The sequence below is a fragment of the Sphingomonas sp. Leaf22 genome, assembly GCF_001421715.1.
Taxonomy (GTDB): Bacteria; Pseudomonadota; Alphaproteobacteria; order Sphingomonadales; family Sphingomonadaceae; genus Sphingomonas.
In genome coordinates this window covers 102,036-117,133 of record NZ_LMKP01000034.1, presented here as the reverse complement: position 1 = coordinate 117,133, position 15,098 = coordinate 102,036, and the positions used below count along the sequence as shown (strand labels likewise).

General features: G+C 66.8%; 15 protein-coding genes. 5 read left to right on the top strand and 10 right to left on the bottom strand.

What is annotated here, in order from left to right:
- The first annotated feature begins 12 nt into the window (after window positions 1-12).
- Both kynU and ASE70_RS13235 read left to right on the top strand, forming a co-directional pair.
- The gene (gene kynU, locus ASE70_RS13240; RefSeq protein ID WP_056505852.1) at window positions 13-1,212 is read left to right on the top strand and encodes a kynureninase; all 1,200 of its coding nucleotides are present in this window, start codon (window positions 13-15) and stop codon (window positions 1,210-1,212) included.
- A gap of 48 nt (window positions 1,213-1,260) precedes the next feature.
- Window positions 1,261-1,482 (top strand): DUF3072 domain-containing protein, encoded by a 222-nt coding sequence (locus tag ASE70_RS13235; RefSeq protein ID WP_056505610.1) that lies wholly within the window; start codon window positions 1,261-1,263, stop codon window positions 1,480-1,482.
- Between the two features lie 352 nt (window positions 1,483-1,834).
- Here the strand turns inward: ASE70_RS13235 and ASE70_RS13230 are convergent, their stop codons facing one another.
- From ASE70_RS13230 to ccmC, 6 genes are all read right to left on the bottom strand, one after another.
- Window positions 1,835-2,470: a tetratricopeptide repeat protein gene (locus ASE70_RS13230; protein ID WP_056505607.1), complete on the bottom strand. Its 636-nt coding sequence runs from the start codon at window positions 2,468-2,470 to the stop codon at window positions 1,835-1,837.
- Complete coding sequence (locus tag ASE70_RS13225) at window positions 2,467-2,871, bottom strand: cytochrome c-type biogenesis protein (RefSeq protein ID WP_056505605.1); 405 nt, start codon at window positions 2,869-2,871, stop codon at window positions 2,467-2,469. Before ASE70_RS13225 ends, ASE70_RS13230 begins: the two co-directional genes overlap by 4 nt.
- A complete protein-coding gene (locus ASE70_RS13220; RefSeq protein ID WP_056505602.1) occupies window positions 2,868-3,395 on the bottom strand; it encodes a DsbE family thiol:disulfide interchange protein in 528 nt (175 codons plus the stop codon). The genes ASE70_RS13225 and ASE70_RS13220 overlap by 4 nt, the downstream gene beginning before the upstream one ends.
- Window positions 3,392-5,308, bottom strand: a complete 1,917-nt coding sequence (locus tag ASE70_RS13215) for a heme lyase CcmF/NrfE family subunit (protein ID WP_056505600.1) — start codon at window positions 5,306-5,308, stop codon at window positions 3,392-3,394. The genes ASE70_RS13220 and ASE70_RS13215 overlap by 4 nt, the downstream gene beginning before the upstream one ends.
- Complete coding sequence (gene ccmE / locus ASE70_RS13210) at window positions 5,305-5,733, bottom strand: cytochrome c maturation protein CcmE (RefSeq protein ID WP_056396756.1); 429 nt, start codon at window positions 5,731-5,733, stop codon at window positions 5,305-5,307. Before ccmE ends, ASE70_RS13215 begins: the two co-directional genes overlap by 4 nt.
- 100 nt (window positions 5,734-5,833) lie before the next feature.
- Window positions 5,834-6,559, bottom strand: a complete 726-nt coding sequence (gene ccmC / locus ASE70_RS13205) for a heme ABC transporter permease CcmC (protein ID WP_082438818.1) — start codon at window positions 6,557-6,559, stop codon at window positions 5,834-5,836.
- A 162-nt stretch (window positions 6,560-6,721) separates the two neighbouring features.
- Between ccmC and ASE70_RS13200 the strand changes: the two genes are divergently transcribed.
- Window positions 6,722-7,489: a Crp/Fnr family transcriptional regulator gene (locus ASE70_RS13200; protein WP_056396760.1), complete on the top strand. Its 768-nt coding sequence runs from the start codon at window positions 6,722-6,724 to the stop codon at window positions 7,487-7,489.
- A gap of 87 nt (window positions 7,490-7,576) precedes the next feature.
- Here the strand turns inward: ASE70_RS13200 and ASE70_RS13195 are convergent, their stop codons facing one another.
- A complete protein-coding gene (locus ASE70_RS13195) occupies window positions 7,577-8,584 on the bottom strand; it encodes a ferritin-like domain-containing protein (protein ID WP_056396763.1) in 1,008 nt (335 codons plus the stop codon).
- 17 nt (window positions 8,585-8,601) lie between these two features.
- Window positions 8,602-9,561: a ferritin-like domain-containing protein gene (locus ASE70_RS13190; RefSeq protein ID WP_056396766.1), complete on the bottom strand. Its 960-nt coding sequence runs from the start codon at window positions 9,559-9,561 to the stop codon at window positions 8,602-8,604.
- 141 nt (window positions 9,562-9,702) lie between these two features.
- On the opposite strand from ASE70_RS13190, the gene ASE70_RS13185 reads away from it, so the two are divergent.
- On the top strand, window positions 9,703-10,443 hold the full coding sequence (locus tag ASE70_RS13185) for a Crp/Fnr family transcriptional regulator (RefSeq protein ID WP_056396769.1): 741 nt from the start codon (window positions 9,703-9,705) through the stop codon (window positions 10,441-10,443).
- A gap of 3 nt (window positions 10,444-10,446) precedes the next feature.
- On the opposite strand, the gene ASE70_RS13180 is transcribed toward ASE70_RS13185, so the two are convergent.
- Together ASE70_RS13180 and ASE70_RS13175 are read right to left on the bottom strand one after the other, a co-directional pair.
- Window positions 10,447-11,757, bottom strand: a complete 1,311-nt coding sequence (locus ASE70_RS13180; protein WP_056505597.1) for a sigma-54-dependent transcriptional regulator — start codon at window positions 11,755-11,757, stop codon at window positions 10,447-10,449.
- Window positions 11,754-13,472, bottom strand: coding sequence for a sensor histidine kinase (locus ASE70_RS13175; protein ID WP_056505594.1), 1,719 nt, complete (start codon window positions 13,470-13,472; stop codon window positions 11,754-11,756). The genes ASE70_RS13180 and ASE70_RS13175 overlap by 4 nt, the downstream gene beginning before the upstream one ends.
- A gap of 239 nt (window positions 13,473-13,711) precedes the next feature.
- Here ASE70_RS13175 and ASE70_RS13170 point away from each other — a divergent pair, with 239 nt between their 5' ends.
- Entirely contained in the window at window positions 13,712-15,052 is a 1,341-nt protein-coding gene (locus ASE70_RS13170) for a dicarboxylate/amino acid:cation symporter (protein WP_056505849.1), read from the top strand.
- Window positions 15,053-15,098 lie beyond the last annotated feature (46 nt).

Here is a 15,098-nt window from a genome sequence, read left to right as displayed (position 1 = left end):
GAAGCCGAGGCGATGGATGCCGCCGATCCCCTGCGTGCGTTTCGCGACCGGTTCGCGCTGCCCGAAGGGGTGATCTATCTCGATGGCAACTCGCTGGGTGCATTGCCCCGGTCGACCCCGGCCCGGTTGCAGGCGGTGGCGGTCGAGGAGTGGGGTCAGGGGCTGATCCGCAGCTGGAACGCGCATGACTGGGTCGGTGCGGGCCGGCGGGTCGGTGCGACAATCGCGCCATTCATCGGCGCGCAACCGCAGGAGGTGGTGGTCGCCGATTCGACCTCGGCCAATCTCTACAAATTGCTGGTGGCGGCGGTGAAGGCGCAGGGCGGCAGGCGGACGATCCTGTCCGAGCCGGGCAATTTCCCGACCGACCTGTATATGGCCGATGGCGCGGCGTGGAGCGTCGGCGACGCGCGGGTGCGGACGGTGCCGGTGGCCGATATCATCGATGCGATCGACGACGATGTCGCGGTCGTGCTGTTGACGCATGTTCATTACAAAAGCGGCGCGATGCTCGACATGCGCGCGATCACGGCGGCGGCGCAGGCGAAGGGGGCGCTGGTGCTATGGGATTTGAGCCATAGCGTGGGCGCAGTCCCGATCGATCTGAACGGCTGCCATGCCGATCTGGCGGTCGGGTGCGGCTATAAATATCTGAATGGCGGGCCGGGTGCGCCGGCATTCCTGTATGTCGCCGAACGGCATCAGGCGGTGCTGCGGTCGCCGCTGTCGGGATGGTTCGGCCATGCCGCGCCGTTCGAGTTCGGCGACGACTATGCCCCGGCGGCGGACATCGGCCGGTTCCAGTGCGGAACGCCGCCGATTCTGGGCATCGCCGCGCTGGAGGAAGGGATCGCGCAGTTCGACGGCGTCGATCGCGCGGCGCTGTTCGCCAAGGGGCGGGCGCTGGGGGATGCGTGTATCGCGCTGGTCGAGGCGCAGTGTCCGGAGATGGCGCTGGTGTCACCGCGCGATGCCGGGTCGCGGGGGAGCCATGTCTCGTTCCGGCATCCGCAGGCTTATGCAATTTGTCAGGCGCTGGTCGATCGCGGAGTCATCGGCGACTTTCGCGCGCCGGACGTGCTGCGGCTGGGCTTCGCGCCGCTCTATATCGGGTTTGCCGATCTGTGGCGGGCGGTGGCGGTGCTGGCCGACCTGCTGCGCGACGGCAGTTGGGACCGGCCGCACTATCATGCGCGCAACACGGTCACCTGACGGAACGAATTGGGAACGGGGCGGTTGGTGGCGTCGAAAGGAACTGCCATGACCGACCATGCCAATCCCAAGAGCGAACCCTTTTCGAACGCCGAGAAGGACCCGGACGACTGGACGACCGGAGATGAGAAGATGACCGGTGCGCAGGCGTCGTATCTGAAGACGCTGAGCGAGGAAGCGAGCGAGCCGTTCGACGATACGCTGACCAAGGCCGACGCGTCGAAGGCGATCGATGCGTTGCAGGAAAAGACCGGGCGCGGGGTGAACTGATCCCAGTCCCCTCCCTCCCCCTCCTCCAGGGCCGATCGACATTCGGCGATAACCACGAATGTTCGTCATTCCCGCGCAGGCGGGAATCCATAGACGCTGACGTTTCGGCCGGATTCGCAACCTTGGCGCACATGGACTCTCGCCTGCACGGGGGTGACGAAAGGGGATGGAACGCTATTCCTGCGTCCAGCGAACTGACGGTCGATCCCGCCTAGCTCATACCCGTTTGGGTCCAGCGGTTTCGAGCGCGTTGACAACGATAGTCGAGAAGGTGTCGCCCCAAACGATGCGTTCTCGACGGGCGCTTCTCGGCAAGCTCGAAGCTGCTCGAACCGAACGGGATGGGATTGCGTTAGGGCGTGGGCCGCATTGCCATCAGTCGGTCGAGCAACACCAGCCGGGTTGCCAGATCGACCCGGTACGGCGCATCGGGTCGCGACCGCTTCAGCGCCGCCAGCCATGCCCGCTTCGCGCCGGGCAGGTCGCCGGTCTGGATCAGCGCCATCCCGTAATAAAAATACGGCCCCGGATGGTCCGGCGCGTTAGCGATACCCTGTGCAAAGGCCAGCTTGGCGGCAGGTGACAACACGCGGCCGCCATCATGGGCAAGGATCGCGGTGCCGAGCCGGGTCCAGAGCCGGGCGCTTTGCGGATTGCCTTGCAGCCCGCCCAGCACCGCGTTCACCGCTGCCTGCGTCGCGCCGGCGCGGGTGAGGCCGTCGGCGGCGACGGCATAGGCATAGTCGTAGGTGAACCGGCCCCAAATCGCGTCGCGCAAATCGTCGGCAGCGATATCGACCGGTTCGGTGACGCGCTGCGCCGTTCGCGGGGCACCGGGAAGTTCGGGCTGCCCCTGCCAGGCATAACCGGCAGCCCCCAGCATCAGCGCCGCACCGACGAAGCCCCATAGCGGCCGCGAGACGCGCGCGACGACGAGCAGCGCGAAACTGCCGATCAGCAGTGCGGCAAGGATCAGCCAACCGTTCATCGCCGTCCCCGCTTCAGGCTGCGCCGCGCCAAACCCACGCCGATGCCGAGCAGCAGCAACGGCGTCGCCCATAACAGGCCGGTCGCGGGCGATAGCGGCGGATCATAGCTGACATAGTCGCCATAGCGTTCGATCAACCAGTCGCGGACGCGGTCGGGCTGCTCGCCGCTCGCGATCCGCTGGCGGACGAGCGCGCGCATGTCCGCGGCCATGTCGGCGTCGCTGTCGGCGATCGACTGGCCCTGACAGACCAGACAGCGCAGCGTTTCCATCAGCGCCTTGGCCGATCGCTCCTGCGTCGCGTCGGGCAGTTGCGTGTCGGCAAGCGCCGGCGGCGGCACGTTCGATTGCGCCGATGCCGGACCGGCGAGCAGCAGGGTCACGGCGAGCGCGCGCTTCATCGGGCGGCCTTCAGCGCGGCGAGCAGGACCGGCACGTCGTCGTCGCGGATCGCACCGATATGCTGGTGGGCGATGCGGCCCTGACGATCGATGACGAAGGTTTCGGGCACGCCCGACGACCCGAGCGCCAGTTGCACCGAACTGTTCCGGTCGTCGCCGATCGCGGTATAGGGATCGCCATAGTCGCGCAGGAAGGTGGCGACCTTGTCCGGCGTGTCGCGGATAGCGATCGCGTCGATCGGCACACCGGCTTCGGCCAGCTTGGCGAGTTGCGGGGCTTCGGCGGCGCAGGGGACGCACCAGCTGCCGAAGACGTTGAGCAAACGCGGCTGACCGGTGCGGAAGGCGGCGGTGGTCAGGCCAGGTTTGCCCGGAACCGCCGGGGCGAGGGTGAAGGCCGGCAGCGGCTGACCGATCAGGCGCGAGCGGACCTGCCGGTCGGGCTCGCGCGTCAACATCCATGCGAACAGCGCGGCGATGGCGACGAAGGCCAGCAGCGGCAGCCAGAGCACCCGACGCTTCACCGCGCCCTCCGCCGCCGGACGCGCCCGACCAGCGACACGAATCCGCCGAGCGCGATCAGCCCGCCGCCGGCCCAGATCAGCGTCACGAACGGTTTCCACCACAGCCGCAACTGCCGGCGCCCGCCATGATCGTCGCGGCCGAGGACGGCATAGAGCTGCCCGTCCCAAAAGGTCGCGAGCGCGGCCTCGCTGGTTTCGGTGGGAGGATTGGCGAAGAACCGCTGCTCGGGCCGCAACAGGAAGGGTGCGCCGCCGTCACGGGTGACGATCAGCCGCCCCTGCACCGCCGACCAGTTGTCGCCGACGACCGGCTTGATCCCGTCGAAGCGGATCCCGAACGGGCCGACGCGGTTGGTCTCGCCCGGCGCGGCGGCGACGAGGCGTTCGGCGGTGAAGGCACTGTCGCTGGCCATGCCGGCCAGGCTGACGGCGATGCCGAAATGCGCCACGACCATGCCCCAGATCGGCAGCGGCGTGCGCCACGGACTGCGCCCGACCAGCGGCAGGACGCTGGCGACCGCCAGACCGGCGGCGAACGACAGGCCGAGGATCGGCATCCAGCCGGCCCCGGTGAACAGCAGCGCGACGAACGCGACCAGCGTCACCGCGCCGGGTATGGCGATCCGCCGTGCGACCGCCCTGCCCCGGTCGCGTCGCCAGCGCAGCAATGGCCCGACCGCCATCCCGGCGACCAGCAGCAGCGCGACCGGCCCGGCGGCGCGGTTGAAGAAGGGCGGACCGACCGACAGTTGCACGCCGAACGCTTCGGCGAGCAACGGATAGAGGGTACCGATCAGGACGATGCCGAGGATGACCGACAGCAACAGGTTATTGAGCACCAGCCCACCTTCACGGCTGACCGGTTCGAACAATGCCCCCTGCCGCACCGTGCCGACGCGAAAGGCGAACAACGCCAGCGCGCCGCCGATATACAGGATCAGCAGCGCGAGGATGAAGCTGCCGCGCGTCGGATCGACGGCAAAGGCATGGACGCTGGTCAGGATGCCCGATCGAACCAGAAAGGTGCCGACCATCGACATTGAGAAGGCAACGACCGACAACATGATCGTCCATGCACGCAAGCCGTCGCGGGTCGCCAGCACCGTCACCGAATGCAGCAACGCGGTCGCCGCCAGCCACGGCATCAGCGAGGCATTTTCGACCGGGTCCCAGAACCACCAGCCGCCCCAGCCAAGCTCGTAATAGGCCCAGTAGCTGCCCGCCGTGATCCCAATGGTCAGGAAAATCCATGCGCCCAGCACCCATGGCCGCATCGCGCGCGCGAAATAGCGACCGACATCACGGGTGACCAGCGCACCGACCGCGAAGGAAAACGCCACCGACAGCCCGACATAGCCGAGGTAGAGCGTCGGCGGGTGGAAGGCGAGACCTGGGTCCTGCAACAACGGATTGAGACCGAGGCCGTCGAGCGGCACCGGCGACAGGCGGGCAAAGGGGTTGGAGGCGAACAGCAGGAACGCGTAGAAACCCGCCGCGATCGCCGCCTGCGCCGCCAGCGTCGCGACATGGGTGCGCGCGGCCAGCAGCCGTTCGAACAGGGCCATACCGCCACCCGCCACCGCCAGCACGGTTACCCATAGCAGCATCGACCCTTCGTGATTGCCCCATGTCGCGGCGACCTTGTACAGCATCGGCTTCGCGCTGTGGCTGTTTTCGGCGACCAGCAGCACCGACAAATCGGTGTGCGCGAACAGCGCGGTCAGTGCCGCGAACGCGCCGAGCGCGAGCACCCCCTGCGCCACCGCCACCGGCCGCACCGCCGCCAGCAGGTCGCGAACGATCTGCGGCGGCTCCTGCGCGCGCGACGACAGCGCGATCGCCGCCATCGCGAACTGCAACAGCGCCATCGCCGCCGCCAGCCACAGCGCGGCAAGACCGGCTTCGGCGATCATTTGGCGATGCTTTCGCTCTTGTGCATCTTTCCGGCGACCTGCGGCGGCATGTAGCGTTCGTCATGCTTGGCGAGCAAATTGTCGGCGACGAAGCTGCCGCCCGCCACGAAGCGCCCCTCGGCGACCACGCCCGAATTCTCACGGAAAAGATCGGGGGCAATGCCGGAAAAGCGGACGGGCACGGTCGCCTTGCCATCGGTGACGGTGAAGGCGATCGTCACGCCATCGGCCATGCGCCGGATCGATCCCGGCGCGACCATGCCGCCCAGCCGCACCGGCTTGTCGATCGGGGCCGAGGCCGCATCGGCGGGCGCGTAGAAGAAGGCCGCTTCGTCGCTGAGCGCCGACATCGCCAGCAGCACCGCGCCGACGATCGCGATCACCGCCAGCAATGCCAGCGTCATGCGTTGCCGTTTGGGGGTCATCCCCGCTCCGCGCGGCGCATCGCCACCCATGCGAACACGATTAGCGCGACGATCGCGCCGATCGTCAGGCCATAGGCGGCGAGAATGAAGGGCCAGGGGTTCATATCGCGGCCCGGCGGCGCATCCGCGCCTCCACCTTGATCCGGGCGAGATCGGCGCGCATCCGCATCAGCACGATGCCGCCGAACAACAGGCTGGCACCGCCGGCGGTGAACCCCAGCGGCCACAGGATCGATGGATCGATCGTCGATTTGGTCAGCGTGATGCTCGGCCCCTGATGCAGCGTGTACCACCACAGCACCGAATAGCGGATGACGGGCAGCAGCGCGGTGCCGGCGATCCCGAACAGCGCCGGGATGCGGCCGTCGCCATCGCGATCGGCATCGGCCCGCGCCAGCGCCAGATAGGCGAGATAGACGAAGAACAGCAGCAGCATCGAGGTCAGCCGACCGTCCCATTGCCACCACGTTCCCCAGGTCGGTCGCCCCCAGATCGATCCGGTCGCCAGACAGATGCCGGCGAACACCGCGCCCGGCAACGCGATCGCCCGTGCGGCGACCGCCGCCAGCGGATGCCGCCACACCAGATAGACGATGCTGGCAATCGCCAGTCCCGACCAGCCGCCCATGCCGAGCCACGCCGCCGGCACATGGACATAGAGGATGCGGACGCTTTCCCCCTGCAGATAATCGGCCGGCGTCTGCGTCAGCCCCGCCCAGCAACCGAACAGGAACAGGATCAGCCCGCCCCACAGCAGCACCGGGGTCAGCGGTCGCGCGATCGACAGAAATCGACGAGGATTGGCAAGGGCATGAATGCTGGGCACGGTCGCGCACTGTCTATGCAACCCGCGCGCAAACGGCAATGCGGATCGACGTTCGCATATGGGTCGATCGGACGACGACGATCGTTGGCAACCCGCACGCCGTTCCGCCGTTGGTACGAAGCGGACTTAGATTCCCTTGGCACGATTTTGTACGGAGCGAAGATGAGCTTGCAGCACGACCATGCCGGGTTAGCGAACCGGGCAACCACGACCAGCCCCGCCGGCCGGCGGATGTCCGCCAATCTGTTTCTGGCCCAGCTGAACGATGCCGACTTCGCATTGCTGTCACCGCATCTCGAACGGGTGTCGATCGCGGTCGGCGACGTCATCATTCCGGCAGGCGGGCGGATCGAGCATCTCTATTTCCTCGACGCCGGGATCGCCGCGTTGCTCGATGCGATCGAAGGCGAGCGGTTGCACGCGGTCGGGCTGATCGGAAACGAAGGCTATCTGGGTTGGCCGGTGCTATTGGGCGACGATCGTTCGCCCTATGCGACCATCCTGCGCGCCGAGCCAGGCACCGCCCTGCGGATACCGGTCGAGCGGGTGGTCGAGGCGGCGGACCGGAGCGAGACGTTGCGCCGGGCACTATTGCGCTTCATCGAGGTCTTCATGATCCAGATGGGACGGACGGTCGTGTCGGCACTGGGCCATCCGGTCGAACGGCGGCTGGCGCGATGGATCCTGCTCTATCACGACCGGGTGCGCGGCGACGAGATCGCGATGACGCATGAGGAGTTCCGCATCATGCTGGGCGTGCGTCGCAGCAGCATCACCGATGCGCTGCACCGGCTGGAAGAAGCACATGCCATCCGGTCGGTGCGCGGGCGCGTGATCGTGCGGGAGCGGGAAAAACTGCTGGCGCTGGCGGCGGATACCTATGGCTCTGCCGAGGCCGCCTATGACCGGCTGGTTCGCGTCGCGCCTTGATTTTGGCGATCACGTAGATCGGGTAACCGGGTCGGAACAATAAAAAACGGGCCGTTCCTTTCGAAACGGCCCGCTTATTTTTCTCGATCAGGTGCCGCTGGCGGCGCTCTGACGGATCGTGCCGTTCACCCCGTTGGGGAAGAACCCGCCGGCGGTCTGAGCGGTACGGTTCAGGTACACGATGTTCAACACCTGTCCCGGCGTCCGGCTGAACGCGATGCCGCTATTGTCGGTCGGTACGATGTTCGACGCGAGGGTCGAACCGCTACCGGTGGCCCGAATCCCCTGATCGAGATCGGTGCTGCCATCGAGACTGTCGCGTGCGTTCGAGATCGCGTCGGCGGCATCGAGGAGCGCGGGTGTCGCCACGCCCTTGCGATACAGCACGGTGCGAACCAGACCGGCATGATAGGCCTCTGCCGCGTGGATACCCGCAGCCGCTTCGAGGAAGGTCTTGTTGCTGATGAACCCGACCGCCCCCTTGTACGCGGTGACGCCGACATCCTCGAAGATATACGCGCCGAGCAGGAAGTTTTCGTCATTGGCATAGACGTCGAACGCCGCGCCGGTGCCGATCAGTCCGGCGGCACGGGCCGCGTTCGAAAAGGCACTGGTCGCGGTCACGCCGATATCGATCGCCGGCTGAGCCACCGCCGCCGATCCCAGCGTCGTGCGCAGGAAGTTGACGTGCGCCAGTTCGTCCGCCGCGATTTCACGCGCATAGCGGGCGACCAGCGGATCGGAGAACGTCACCTGACGCCCGCCGGTAACCGCACCCTGCGTACCCGTTCCGGTCAGGCTGCTGTTCGGCAGCCCGCTGCCGGTAGCGGCGAAGGCGTAGAATTGCGCTTCCAGATATTCGAGGTTCAGCGCGAAGTTGAACACATCGGCATCGGTCACGCCGGTGGTGGCGGTCGGCGTCGGCGTGGGGGTAGCGCCGTTGATCGGGCCGCCGCCGCTGTCGCTGCAGGCCGCGAGCAGCGAGGCCCCGGCGGTCGCGACCGCCGCGGTGCCGGCATAGCGCATGAAATCGCGCCGGGCGTTGCGACGTTGTTCGCAGGCTTCGAGCACCTGCAGGATTGGATCGTTCGTCATGATTCTCTCTCCCTGGCTCAGTTCGCAGCGCTGGCGCGGATGGTGCCGTTCACCCCGTTGGGGAAGAAGCCGCCACCACTCACCTGGGCCCGGTTCAGATAGACGATATTCAGCACCTGGCCCGCCGAACGGCTGAACGCGATGCCGTTGCTGTCGAGGGGGACGATGTTGCTGGCGCTGGGGTTGGTCGACAGCGGGGTCAGGCCCTGATCGAGATCGAGCGTGCCGTCGAGGCTGTCGCGTGCGTTGGAGATCGCGTCGGTCGCCGCGATCAGCGCCGGGGTCTGAATGCCCTTTGCATAGAGCGTCGTGCGGACGATCGCCGCGTGATACGCCTCGACCGCGAGGATGCCGGCGGCTGCTTCGAGGAAGGTCTTGCTCGACAGCAGCGGTGCCGCGCCCTTGTAGGCGGTGACCCCGACGTCTTCGAAGATATACGCGCCGAGCAGGAAATTCTCGTCGCTGGCATAGGGGTCGAAGCTGTCGGTCGCGCCAATCAGACCGGCCGCGCGGGCCGCACTGGAAAACGCACCATTGACCGACGAACCGATATCGATCGCCGGCTGGGCGACCGCCGACGTGCCGAGGCCGGCGCGCAGGAATTCGACATGGGCGCGTTCATCGGCCGCGATTTCGCGGGCGTACTGGGCGACGACCGGATCGGTGAACGTCACCTGCTTCCCGCCGGTTACCGCACCCTGCGTACCGGTGCCGGTCAGCAGCGAGCTGGGCAGTCCGGTACCGAATGCCGCAAAATAATAGAACTGCGCTTCGAGATATTCGAGGTTGAGCGCGAAGTTCAGCACATCGGCATCACTAGGCGCGGTCTGAGCGATCGCTTCGTTGGATTCCGATGCGAAGATCACGGCACCACCGACTGCCGCAGCACCGCCGATCATTCGGAAGAAATCGCGCCGGTCCTCCCGGCGTTTGGCGCGTGCTTCGAACGCCTCCGTCAACAGCGTTTGGTCGGACATGGTACCGTCTCCCTGTATCGTTCTTCGCCTGAAACGAGGCACGGTCGATTAAAGATGCAGCGACGACGTGGATGTACGGTTTCGTACGCGGGGGCACCGACGACTGGATTGCGAAAAATCTTACAGGCAAAAGGTCGTGAGATGGCGTTCGCAGTTCAAACAGACATTTCGCCCGACAATGGCAGTTTCCTGCCGACGACGGACAACCGGCTGGTCGGTTCGTTGCGGCCGGAAACGCGGCGACGACTGGCGATGGCAGCAACCCGTATCGATTTGAATACGGGCGACGTTTTGACACGTGCCGGCGAGCCGATCGATCGTCTTGTATTTCCCGAAGGTGCGCCGGCGATGTTGTCGGTGTCGACCGGCGGGTCGTCGCAGGATGTCGGCATGATCGGACGCGACGGTGTGGTCGGATGGTCGCGCCTGTTCAGCGATCAGCCGACCCCGTTCACCGCGCGGGTCCATATCCAGTCGGGCAGCGCGATCGAGATTCCGGCGGCGGCCGTGGTCGATGCCGCCGATGACGATCCCGAATTGCTTAAGCGCATCCTGACCTTCGCACAGCGTTTCACGATGCAGATGGCGCGGACGCTGGCGTCGGCGCTGCGCGACGTTCCCGAACGGCGCATCGCCCGGCTGCTGCTGATGATCGACGACCGGATCGCGGGCGATACCATGTCGGTCACCCATGCATCGATCGCGGCGACGCTGAACCTGCGCCGCGCCACGGTCACCGACTGCCTGCATATCCTTGAGGGGGAGCATATGGTGCGGTGTTCGCGCGGACGGATCGCGATGCGCGACCGGGCGGCACTCGAGGCGCGGGCCGGGCTGGCCTATGTCGCCGACGACGGACTGGCACCCGAAACCCTGCGCTGACGATCAGGGCTGACCGCGCACCGTCTTCAGGTCGATGCCGAGCCGCTGCACCTTGTAATAGAAGGTCTTGCGCGGGATGCCGAGGCGATCGATCGCCGCACCGATCTCACCGCCGGTCGCCGCGATCGCCGCGAGGATCGCCTCGCGCTCGAACGCGGCGAGGCGTTCGGGCAGCGGACGGCTGGCATCGTTCGGGGTCACGTCGCCGCTGCTGCCGTCCAGCCCCAGCACGAACCGGTCGGCGAAATGGGCGAGTTCGCGGACATTGCCCGGCCAGTCGTGCCGGGCGAGAAGGTCGCGCGCGGCATGGGTGAGTGCGGGAACATCACGCCGCAGACGCGTCGCAGACAGGTCGACCAGATGCGCGAACAATTGCGGCACGTCCTCACGCCGTTCGCGCAGCGGCGGGATGCGCAGTCGTACTGCCGCCAACCGGTACAGCAGCGCCGGCGCGATCGCGTCGGCCGCACGCTGCCCCTCCTCCGCCGCCGTCGCGATGACGCGGATATCGACCGGCACGGCGTCACGCGGACCCCGGATCGCCCGATCCTCGATCACCTGCGTCAGCCGCCCCTGCAAGGCGCGGGGTGCCTGATCGATATCGTCGAGGAACAGCGTGCCGCGCTGTGCACCGACGATGCCGCGATCGCCCACCGTCGCGAACAATTCGTCCTCGATCACCTGCCCGGGCAGTGCGGCGCAGGCGATGGCGACGAACCGATGGCGGGCACGACGGCCGGCGCGGTGGATCGATCGCGCCAGCAATTCCTTGCCGGTGCCGGTCTCCCCCTCGATCAGCAGGTCGATATCGGTATCGGCCAGAACCGGGATCATCTCGCGCAGGCGAACGATCGCGGGGGAGCGGCCGATCAGCGCAACCTGCTCCCCGCCCGCCGCCTGCGCCCGCAACCGGCGATTGTCGAGCGCCAGCGATCGGGCGGCGATCGCGCGGGTGACGGCGGCGATCAGCGCGTCGGGATCGAACGGCTTGGGCAGAAAATCCCACGCCCCCGCCTTGAGCGCATCCACCGCCATTTCGACATCGGCATGACCGGTGACCAGCACGATCGGCAGCGTCGGATCGCGTTCGCGCAGGATGCGGAACAGCTCGATCCCCGACATTTGCGGCATCCGCACGTCGGTGACGACGATGCCGTCGAAATCGGCGTCGATCGCCAGCAGGGCAGGCGGCGCGGCGACGAACGGGACGACGTCGAACCCCGCGAGCATCAGCAACTGCATGGTCGAGGCGCGCAGATCGGCGTCGTCCTCGACAAGGGCCACCCGCCCCTGCGTCGTTCCGGTATCGGTCATGGCACCCGCCGCAAGGTCGCTTCGAACCGTGCGCCGCACCCGGTCGGGATCAGCCGCAGCGTGCCGCCGAGGTCGGTCATGATATCCTGTGCGATCACCAGCCCCAGGCCGAGGCCGGTCGGGCGGCTGGTAACGAACGGCGTGAACATGCGTTCGGCGACCGCCGGGTCGATGCCCGGTCCGTTATCCGCCACGACGAGCGCAACGACCGTCGGTTCGACCTGCACTTCGATCGTGATGGCGGGATCGGGGCGCCCGTCGAGCGCCTCCAGCGCATTCTGCAACAGATTGACCAGCACCTGTTCCAGCCGCACGCGACCGGCGACGACCATCAGGTCGGGGGGGATATCGGGTATGGTGAACGCGACTTCCGACAGGCGTTCCTTCAGGATCAGCCGGGCACCGTCGACGACATCGGCGAGCGGGACCGGGCCGATCGTGCCGCTGCCCTTGCGCGCGAACCCGCGAAGTTCGGCGGTGACCAGACCGATCCGGTCGGTCAGCCGGGCGATGGCACCCAGATTGTCGTCGACCTGACGCGAATCGCCGCGCGCCAGCAACTGGCGCGCCGCCGCGACGTAGTTGCGGATCGCCGCGATCGGCTGGGCGGTTTCGTGGGCGACGCTGGCGGTGATCTGTCCCAGCGCGGCGAGGCGATTGGCCTGTCGCAGCCCGTCGCGCAGATCGGCGGCACGCGCTTCGGCGGCGGCGCGTTCCTCCATCTCGTCGCGCAGCAGGCGCGTGCGATCGGCGACGGCGGCCTCGAGTTCGCTGGTGCGCAACGCCCGGCGACGCGATCGTTCGCGCAGGCCCCATGCGATCGCGATCAGCGCGAGGGTGGCGATGGCCGCCGCGATCGCGCTGCCGCGCACCACGCCGCCGACGGCGGGTTGCAGCGGCATGGCCAGATGGACGCGCCAGCCGGCGGTATCGGCGTCGGTCGCGACATGCTGCAACCGCCGCCGGTCGCCGTTCAACCGGATCGCGTCGCCGATCATGGCGAACGGGGCGGTGCGCAGCGCCCCGGCCCCGCTATCGGCGCGCAACGCCGCCGCGACGGCGGGCGCGATCGGCCGGGTCGCGGCGAAACGCCAGCTCGGCCGGCTGGAGATCAGCACGACCCCGGCGCGATCGGTCACGAAGGTGATGCCGCCGGCGGCGCGCCATTCCTGTTCGATCCGGTCGAATTCGAGTTTTACAATGACGACGCCGCCCTCGGCAGTGCGGCGGCTGAGGTACAGGCCGGGCCGATGGCTGACCGTCCCGAGCGCGAACTGCGTGCCCGACCCGTACCGCATCGCGTCGCTGTAATAGCGGCGGAACGTATAGTCGTTGCCGACGAAACTTTGCGGATCGGCCCAGTTGCTGGCGGCGATGGCGAATTTTCCCCGGCCGATGACATAGATGACCGACGCCCCGGTCGATCTTGCCAAGGCGGCGAGCTTGCGATCGAGCGACCGCGCCGCACCGTCCGCCCCGCGCACCGCCGCGACCACATCGCGATCGTCCGCCAGCGCGAGCGGCAACAGGCGAAACCGGGCGATCTCGCTGGCCAGCAGGACCTGCCGCAACCGGGCATCGGCCTCCATCGACGCGACCAGATCGGCGCGTGCCCGGCGTTCGGCCACACGGCCGACGGCCACAGCGACGAGGATGCTCAGCAGCACCGCCGCGAACACCCAGCGCAGCCAAGTCGATCTCAGTCCCCCTCGCATCGACCGACGCTGTACAAATACGCAACCATTTGTGCAACAATTTGCACTTTCGGAGAAGTTCCGTGGCGAAATTTGACGCAATCGGGAACGCTCTAAACGTCTATATGTCTGTAATATATACCTTTATTTGACACGATTGCGTACAGGACAACCCGGCTTGCAGTCCGTTAAACCGTTCGTGTCGCGCCGATAGCCAGGAAGAGCAGGGGCGGGCGCATCAGAGGATGAAAGGTCGTCGCATGATAATCATTGGTCATTCCACCCACCCGCCAATCCCGCCGGCAGCGAAGCCGTGGTACAAGCATCTGTACGCGCAGGTGCTGCTCGCCATCGTTTGTGGCGTGCTGCTCGGCCATTTCTATCCGGCCACCGGCGAAGCACTGAAGCCGATCGGCGACGGCTTCATCAAGCTGGTCAAGATGATCATCGCGCCGGTCATCTTCCTGACGATCGTCACCGGCATCGCCGGGATGCGCGACCTTGCCAGCGTCGGCCGTGTCGCGGGCAAGGCCTTTGCCTATTTCCTGTTCTTCTCGACCCTCGCGCTCATCATCGGGCTGATCGTCGGCAACCTCGTCCAGCCGGGGGCCGGGCTGAACATCGATCCGTCGACGCTCGATACGACGAAGATCACCGAATATGCCGAAAAGGCGCATGATTCGACGATCACCGGGTTCCTGTTGGGGATCATCCCGGACACGTTCATTTCGGCACTGACCGAAGGGAACATCCTGCAGACGCTGTTCGTCGCGATCCTGTTCGGCATCGGCCTCGCCATGATCGGCGACAAGGGCGAACGCGTCCTCGACGGTCTGAACGAAATCTCGATCGCCTTCTTCAAGGTCGTCGCGATCGTCATGAAGGCGGCACCGATCGGCGCATTCGGCGCGATGGCGTTCACCATCGGCAAATACGGCATCGGCACGCTGTTCAGCCTCGCCGCGCTCGTCGGCACCTTCTACCTGACCGCGTTCCTGTTCGTCGTGGTCGTGCTGGGGGCGGTCGCGCAGTTCTGCGGCTTCTCGATCTTCAAGCTGATCTCGTACCTGAAGGCCGAATTGCTGCTGGTGCTCGGCACCTCGTCGTCGGAAAGCGCCCTGCCCTCGCTCATCGAGAAGATGGAACGCGCCGGCATCCCGAAGTCGATCGTCGGCCTCGTCGTCCCGACCGGCTATTCGTTCAACCTCGACGGCACCAACATCTACATGACGCTGGCGGCGCTGTTCATCGCCCAGGCGTGCAACGTCGACCTGACCCTCGGCCAGCAGCTGCTGCTCCTCAGCGTCGCGATGCTGTCGTCGAAGGGTGCGGCGGGCGTCACCGGTGCGGGCTTCATCACGCTGGCCGCCACCCTGTCGATCGTACCGACCGTGCCGGTCGCGGGCATGGCGCTGATCCTCGGCGTCGACCGCTTCATGAGCGAATGCCGCAGCCTGACCAACTTCATCGGTAACGCGGTAGCAACCGTCGTCGTCGCAAAGTGGGAAGGCAAGCTCGACAAGCACCAGTTCGACGAGGCACTGGCCGGTCGCAGCGTGCGCGTCGACCAGATGCCCGAAGGCACTGTCGCCGCCGAATAAACGATCAGGGGGAACCGGTGCAGGGTGAAGAAGTCCGCACCGGTTC

Excerpts from the sequence above, each read along its gene's own strand:
- ASE70_RS13235 (WP_056505610.1), top strand. The coding sequence starts at position 1,261 with ATGACCGACCATGCCAATCCCAAGAGCGAACCCTTTTCGAACGCCGAG.
- ASE70_RS13195 (WP_056396763.1), bottom strand. The coding sequence starts at position 8,584 with ATGACGAACGATCCAATCCTGCAGGTGCTCGAAGCCTGCGAACAACGT.
- kynU (WP_056505852.1), top strand. The coding sequence starts at position 13 with ATGGATGCCGCCGATCCCCTGCGTGCGTTTCGCGACCGGTTCGCGCTG.
- ASE70_RS13200 (WP_056396760.1), top strand. The coding sequence starts at position 6,722 with ATGAGCTTGCAGCACGACCATGCCGGGTTAGCGAACCGGGCAACCACG.
- ASE70_RS13215 (WP_056505600.1), bottom strand. The coding sequence starts at position 5,308 with ATGATCGCCGAAGCCGGTCTTGCCGCGCTGTGGCTGGCGGCGGCGATG.
- ASE70_RS13180 (WP_056505597.1), bottom strand. The coding sequence starts at position 11,757 with ATGACCGATACCGGAACGACGCAGGGGCGGGTGGCCCTTGTCGAGGAC.
- ASE70_RS13230 (WP_056505607.1), bottom strand. The coding sequence starts at position 2,470 with ATGAACGGTTGGCTGATCCTTGCCGCACTGCTGATCGGCAGTTTCGCG.
- ASE70_RS13170 (WP_056505849.1), top strand. The coding sequence starts at position 13,712 with ATGATAATCATTGGTCATTCCACCCACCCGCCAATCCCGCCGGCAGCG.
- ASE70_RS13225 (WP_056505605.1), bottom strand. The coding sequence starts at position 2,871 with ATGAAGCGCGCGCTCGCCGTGACCCTGCTGCTCGCCGGTCCGGCATCG.
- ccmE (WP_056396756.1), bottom strand. The coding sequence starts at position 5,733 with ATGACCCCCAAACGGCAACGCATGACGCTGGCATTGCTGGCGGTGATC.
- ASE70_RS13185 (WP_056396769.1), top strand. The coding sequence starts at position 9,703 with ATGGCGTTCGCAGTTCAAACAGACATTTCGCCCGACAATGGCAGTTTC.
- ASE70_RS13175 (WP_056505594.1), bottom strand. The coding sequence starts at position 13,472 with ATGCGAGGGGGACTGAGATCGACTTGGCTGCGCTGGGTGTTCGCGGCG.
- ASE70_RS13190 (WP_056396766.1), bottom strand. The coding sequence starts at position 9,561 with ATGTCCGACCAAACGCTGTTGACGGAGGCGTTCGAAGCACGCGCCAAA.